Here is a 6,750-nt window from a genome sequence, read left to right on the forward strand (position 1 = left end):
GAGTCAATCCATGATCATCGTACCGGAGCGTCTGATCTCCGACCTCATGAGCGAGGCCGCTGTCTTTGAAGCCATCGAAAGCGTCTTCGCTGCCATGGCGCGAGACGAGGCCCGTAACTTCCCCGTCATCCGAGAGGCGATCGGCTATGCCGACGCGCTCTACGGCTTCAAGGCTGGCTTCGACAGTGCGGGGCTCGTCCTTGGGGTCAAGGCGGGCGGCTACTGGCCGGGCAACATGGCGAAGGGCTTGACCAACCACCAGTCCACGGTGCTGCTGTTCGACCCGGACACCGGCCGGATCAAGGCGGCGGTCGGCGGTAACCTGCTGACCGCGCTGCGCACGGCCGCCGCCTCGGCGGTGTCGATCAAGCATCTGGCCCGCCCCGACGCCCGCGTGCTCGGCATGGTCGGGGCCGGTCACCAGTCCGCCTTCCAGATGCGCGCCGCAGTGCGGGCGCGCAAATTCGACAAGGTGGTTGGTTGGAACTTGCACCCCGAAATGCTGTCGCGGCTGGCCGACACGGCGGTCGAACTCGGCCTGCCTTTCGAGGTGGTCGACCTGCCACAACTCGGGGCACAGGCCGATGTCATCATCACGATCACATCCAGCTTCGCACCGATTCTTCTTTCCGGGCATATTCGCCCAGGAACCCATCTCGCTTGCATGGGGACCGACACTAAAGGGAAGCAGGAAGTAGAGGCGGCTCTTTTCCCACGCGCTCGGCTCTTTGCCGATGAGGTTGAACAGTCCGTCACCATCGGTGAGGCGCAGCACGCGGTGGCGCAGGGATTGATCGCGACCGGCGACATCACGCCGCTCGGCGCGGTGATCGCCGGCCTGGCGCCGGGGCGGACCTCGCCGGAGGAGATCACGTTGTTCGACGGCACGGGCGTTGGCCTCCAGGATCTCGCGGTGGCGTCAGTTGCGGTGGATATTGCTCGGGCGCGAGGGCTCGCCCTGGAAGTGGAGCTTTAGTTCTGCGCGCGATTGACATTGAGGGAGATGGCTTGACGTCGGACTTGGATTGCCAGATCAGCCCGCACTCTGTAGTGACCGCGCTGAAGAATGTGCCCCCAAACCCATTTTCGCGATATCAGTCGTTCATGACGATGAGGATAACATACGGCTAGGCAAGCTTTGCTGAAGTCGATCGCTCCGAAAGAAAATTTCGAAAGCTTTTTCGAAACTCGACTATAAACTCGTTCGTAATCGAAGACGCTTTTATGTGCGTCGGTAGCACGATTGTCCAATTGATAGAGATTGGCGGATCGATTGGCCGAACTACCAAAGATGAAGAATATCTATCGGCAGTAAACGGATCGACGATCGAAACGCCGAATCCTGCTGAAACCATACCACAAACAATCATGGAGAGTGGAGTTTCAGCCTTAATACGTCTGATTATTCCTCGCTCGCGCATTATGGCATCGACCATGACATGCATTACCGACGGCTGTATGAGTGAGATGAAATCCTCATTGTCAAAGTCCTCGGGAACGATTCGCTCGCGTTCCACGAGCCGGTGTTGGAGAGGGAGCACCGCTACCATATCGCAGGGTGGCAGTTCTTCGATGGTGACGTTGGTGAGTTGCGTGTTCTCGACGATTCCGAGATCACAATGGCCGGTGCTGATCCATTCGAGGACGAAATGAGAATTCATGCCGTGAAGCGACATATTTAACGATGGCCTTTTGGCAAGAAAACCTGCGGCAAAGGCCGGCAGGAACCCGTTTGCTAGTCCCGGCAGTGCCGCGATGCGCAGAGAACCTCCTCGTCTTTCTCTCAAATCGCGCGCCAAGTCGGCGATACGCTCAAGTCCAACAAATGAGCGGTCGATCTCGCGATAGAGGGCCATCGCGTCGCCGGTTGCAACAAGTCGACCTCCAGAGCGTTCGAACAAATTCAAGCGCGTCTCGTATTCCAAATCTTTCACGAGCCGACTGACCGCAGGTTGAGTGATTCCGAGAATGTCCGCCGCAGTCGACACTGAACCGCTGATGATGACCGCGCGGAACGCCTCCACCTGCCTATGCTTCAGCATAATCTTCTCCATCATATAATATTTGCACATAGATCGGCCGCTATAATGCATTTGATCGGCAGTCACCTATCGCATTTATTATACCCTCTAGGAAGAGGCAGCGACGGTCAAAATGGTTTGCGTGAACGTCACATGCGACTGACCGTGTTGTGAGGCGGTGTGTCGTGGCCGGTGCCTTTTCTGTTTGGGAGCAGTCGCAAGGCAACGTACCAATTGGATATTGAACATCCGCCACATGGGTCTGCAACGCGACCAAGAAACCAGCAGCCAGCTATCTCTTTCTAATTGCAACCTCTGGAGGAATACGATGTTGAAGAAACTTTGTGCTTTTGCAGTCGTCATGACAGCAATGTGTGGTGGTGCGTCGGCAGATGATCTCACCGGAACGCTGAAAAAGATCAAGGACACAGGAGTGATCACGGTCGGCAACCGCGACTCGTCCGTGCCCTTCTCATATCTCGAGGGTCTGCCTCACTTTGTGTGGTTAATAGATCGTTAGCAGGCACTTCGCTATTGGCGTGCATGAGAACAAAATCAAAATGGTCGCCCGGTCCGGGCATCAAGGTCCAAAGCATCGCAACCAACGGCGACGGTGACTGGGTTGTGTCGGCTTGCGGACCATCCTCGGGCATTTGTCCAGATTGCAGGAAACAGAGCGCACGTCGGCACGGCTGGTCGTACCGCAGTCTTCAGGACCTGCCGATCCAAGGCAATGAAGTGACGGTAAGGCTTCGGTTGAGCCGCTGGCGTTGCAGTTATCGGCAGTGCGGGCGGCAAACATTCTCGGACCCGATCCCGGATATTGCCTCGCCCTACGCCCGCAGGACAAAGAGGGTCGCCAACATAGTCGGCCTTCTGGGGCACGGCACAGGCGGACGCCCGGGAGAGCGCTTGATGAACCAGCTCGGGATGCCGGTCAGCGACGACACCATCCTTCGGCACTTGAAGCGCATGGCTTTACAGATCGACGACGAGCCCCCCGCTCGGATCATCGGTATCGATGACTGGAGTTGGAGGAAATCGTGGCGCTACGGCACGATCATCGTTGATCTCGAGCGCCGAAAGGTCATGGACATTCTCGAGGACCGGAGCGTGGCGAGCGTTGCACAATGGTTGAAGCGGCATCCCTCCATTGAGGTGGTCAGTCGAGATCGATGCGGGCTATACGCGCAGGCTGCTCGTGAAGGTGCCCCGCAAGCGTCTCAGGTGGCTGACCGCTTTCATCTCTTCCAGAACCTGCGTCTTGCGATCGAGGAACAGATGAGCCTCTCCGGCCGAGCTACAGGCAGGGCACTGCTGCCAGACGAGGACATCGAGACTGATCATGACGATCGAGCTTTGCATGAGGAGGCGCCTGGAATGCGGTTGCGCAATCAGCTTCGACGGACACATAGGCAGTCCCGGAAGGAGGTGTTCGAGACGGTGCACGCCTTGAGCAAAGAAGGCCTGACCTGCTCGGAGATTGCGCGTCGCACTGGATATGGCCGCCGCAGCATCGCGAAATGGCTGACGTTTGAAACGCCACCCGACCGACGCAGGGGAGCGTTGCAGCCGACATCTCCCCTGTATTTCGAAGCCTTTCTCACCCAATGTTGGAAGGACGGCAACCGCCGTGGGCGGCATCTGTTTCATGACATCAAGCATCGCGGGTACACCGGCAGCTTTTCCAATCTTGAACGCCTCCTGGCAACCTGGCGCCGCGCCGAGAGACCGGAATCGGATAAGGATAAGGATAAGGATAAGGATGATGCGGCGCCGGCTCGGGTTGGCGTCGTCGACAGTACATACGATAATGCGCCTGTGCGTGATCCGCACACTGGCCACTGGATCTCGCCGGTTGTCGCCGCTGCTCTCTGCATCAAGCCGCGCGGCGCGCTGACCGTCAATCAAGAGCGGAAAGTGGACGCCCTCAAGCAGGGATCAGATACCTTTGCGACTTTGCGCAGCTTATCCATGCGGTTTCGCGGAATATTTCATAGCCGAAATTCGGCAAGGCTCGAAGATTGGATTGATGATGCCATTCATTCTGGCCTGGTTTTCCTGGCCCGTTTTGCCCGCGTCCTTCGCCGCGATATCGACGCCGTCTGTAACGCCATCGACCTGCCTTGGAGCAATGGTCAAGCGGAAGGTCAGATCAACCGACTGAAGACGATCAAGCGCGCTATGTATGGCCGAGCGGGTGCAGAGCTTCTCAGAGCGCGGATGATGCCCATCCAATTGTCCGATCTCCACACAAAGTGAGGCAGACCCCGTTTCCGAGAGTTTTATCATTGCGCGCCTCTGCGGCCGGAGACTGTAGCTGCTTGGCTTGCCGCCGGCTGCGCGAACCTGCTCTCGGCTTTCGCATGGCCGGTCCGGCGCTCGATCGATCTAGCTCCGAAACTCGCCCCATCGCGGCATGGCAACTCGCCAAACCGCTCGTCGATGTCCATCGGAGCGCGAAGCGAAGCTATGAGGGCGTCGCCAGCAGGGCAGGACGTAATACTGATCATTGGTGAGCACCGAACCATTCCCAATCTGCGGAATGTATCGCTGCTTCAGAGGCGACAAGTTGCGAACTTCACCCAGAATTGCATTAAAGTTAGATCACGAATCTAAGATTTCTTATAACCGAGGATCAAACCACCAATCATCAAACTCGAGCGCAGACACACGCTCGTGGCGGGATGGTAGACGGGAACGCGCCGCCATCCCTGGCCCTCCACCCTGACGGGGCTTTGCAGCCGAACATCGAGCAGTGCCGTCGCGCTACCGACGGAGATGCGCGCGGGGACAGACGTACAGAGGCCGCGGACTATCCAGCCATGGCGCTGCGCGATTTGCGCGTTCAATCGCTCGCAGTCGATAGAAACAGGCGATAGGCTGGATTGTCGGTTTCGTTCCAGTACGGGTAACCAAGCGCGTCGAGAGCCTCCACAAACCGAGCGTGCTCTCCGGGTTTGACGTCTATTCCTGCAAGGATGCGCCCGTAATCGGCGCCATGATTGCGGTAATGGAACAGCGAAATGTTCCATTCCGGCGCGAGACTCTCCAGGAAGTTCAGCAGTGCCCCTGGCCTTTCGGGAAACTCGAACCTGTAGATGAGCTCGTCTCTCAAAAGCGGCGCCCTCCCACCAACCATATAGCGGACATGGTCTTTCGCCATTTCATTGTCGCTGAGGTCCATAATTGGGAAGCCTTCCGATTGAAGGAATTCGATCACCTCCTTCTTCTCTGCTTCTCCACGAGATAGGGCAATTCCGACGAATAGCTGGGCAGGCAACGAGACATCGGCAAAGCGATAGTTGAACTCCGTTATTGCTCTCGTACCGAGGGCCCTGATGAAGCGTCGATAGCTTCCCGGCTTTTCCGGAACAGTGACCGCAAGCAGCGCCTCGCGATGCTCTCCGACTTCGGCGCGATCGGCGATCGTGCGCAGCCGGTCAAAATTCAGGTTTGCCCCACTATTGATGGCGATCAGGCTGGCGGCGCTCCGCGAGCCGCGCTCCGCGTAAATCTTCAAACCAGCGAGAGCCAGGGCCCCCGAAGGCTCCGCCACGGATCTGACGTCGTCGAAAATGTCTTTGATCGCAGCGCACATGGCGTCGATGTCGACAGTTATGACGTCATCGAGCAAATTTCGACATAGACGAAAGGTCTCCAACCCGGCTCTGCGAACCGCGACCCCGTCCGCAAACAGACCAACCTGATCGAGAGTGACGAGTTCTCCCTCCGCGATCGCCGCCTTCATCGACGCGGCATCAACAGGCTCGACGCCGATGACCTTGGTCGAGGGATTGAGGAATTTGACGAACGCGGCCACACCGGCAGCCAGGCCGCCGCCGCCGATCGGAACGAAAACTGCTTCGATCGGATCAGGGTGCTGCCGCAGCACCTCCAACCCGATGGTGCCTTGTCCGGCGATGACATCCGGGTCATCGAACGGGTGCACGAAAGTCAGCCCACGCTCCTTCTCAAGCTCCCTCGCCTTCAGTTGCGCGTCGTCGAAGGCGTCGCCGTGAAGCAACACCTTGCCACCTAGGCGCTTCACCGCCTCGACCTTGATGGCCGGCGTTGTTCTGGGCATCACGATCGTGGCCGAAATGCCGAGTTGCCGGGCTGCGAGCGCGACCCCTTGGGCGTGATTGCCAGCCGATGCGCAGATGACCCCGTGCTCGCGCGCGGACACCGGAAGCTTGACGATCTTGTTGTAAGCTCCGCGAACCTTGAAAGAGAAAATCGGCTGCAGATCCTCCCGCTTCAGCAGAACAGTCCGCCCCAGCCGCTCCGAGAGGCGAGGCATATGGTCAAGCGGAGTCTCAACCGCGACATCGTAAACCCCGACGGTATGCCCGTAGCGCTAGAGGGGCTGGAGACATTGCGTAGCTATCTCATGAGCGCCGAGCCAGCCACTGCTAAGAGCAAGGCGATAAGCGATTTGCTGGCAAGGCAAATTACCACCAACCGAACTTGGACACGCTCACCGCGGGAGCAAACCGATTTTGCCGATTGGGCGCCGGCGACGAAAACAAATCTCGCCGACTTGCGTCAGCTTTCAACGCGTGAAAAATCGAAATGACGGCCATCGGGGGCCGTCATCGCCAATCCGTGGGCTCCGCGATGTAGCCGCGACCCGGGTCGGAAAAAAGCCAGTCAGTGAAATGACCGAGGCTGTGCGGATTCCGACGTGAAGCCGGCCGGCATTCCGATCAATATCCGGCCACCGTTC

The 6,750-nt window shown here is 58.3% G+C and carries 5 protein-coding genes and 1 pseudogene; 4 read left to right on the forward strand and 2 right to left on the reverse strand.

The features are described from left to right. Nucleotides 1–10: 10 nt before the first annotated feature. Nucleotides 11–976 carry an iminosuccinate reductase BhcD gene (gene bhcD, locus ACODTJ_RS25645; protein ID WP_011578816.1) on the forward strand — a complete coding sequence of 322 codons (966 nt, stop codon included), beginning with the start codon at nt 11–13 and terminating at the stop codon, nt 974–976. A gap of 151 nt (nt 977–1,127) precedes the next feature. On the opposite strand, the gene ACODTJ_RS25650 is transcribed toward bhcD, so the two are convergent. Next, entirely contained in the window at nt 1,128–2,042 is a 915-nt protein-coding gene (locus tag ACODTJ_RS25650; protein ID WP_488850752.1) for a LysR substrate-binding domain-containing protein, read from the reverse strand. Between the two features lie 307 nt (nt 2,043–2,349). Between ACODTJ_RS25650 and ACODTJ_RS25655 the strand changes: the two are divergent. Both ACODTJ_RS25655 and ACODTJ_RS25660 read left to right on the forward strand, forming a co-directional pair. Continuing rightward, a pseudogene (locus ACODTJ_RS25655) lies at nt 2,350–2,505 on the forward strand (amino acid ABC transporter substrate-binding protein); the annotation flags it as partial. A gap of 59 nt (nt 2,506–2,564) precedes the next feature. Further along, entirely contained in the window at nt 2,565–4,283 is a 1,719-nt protein-coding gene (locus ACODTJ_RS25660; protein WP_234909066.1) for an ISL3 family transposase, read from the forward strand. Between the two features lie 586 nt (nt 4,284–4,869). Here ACODTJ_RS25660 and ilvA read toward each other — a convergent pair. Continuing rightward, on the reverse strand, nt 4,870–6,324 hold the full coding sequence (gene ilvA, locus ACODTJ_RS25665; protein WP_488850754.1) for a threonine ammonia-lyase, biosynthetic: 1,455 nt from the start codon (nt 6,322–6,324) through the stop codon (nt 4,870–4,872). Between ilvA and ACODTJ_RS25670 the strand changes: the two genes are divergently transcribed. Next, entirely contained in the window at nt 6,325–6,600 is a 276-nt protein-coding gene (locus ACODTJ_RS25670; RefSeq protein ID WP_488850756.1) for a hypothetical protein, read from the forward strand. It abuts the gene before it with no gap. Nucleotides 6,601–6,750: the final 150 nt, after the last annotated feature.

It is taken from the genome of Allobosea sp. FG18 (assembly GCF_057809495.1).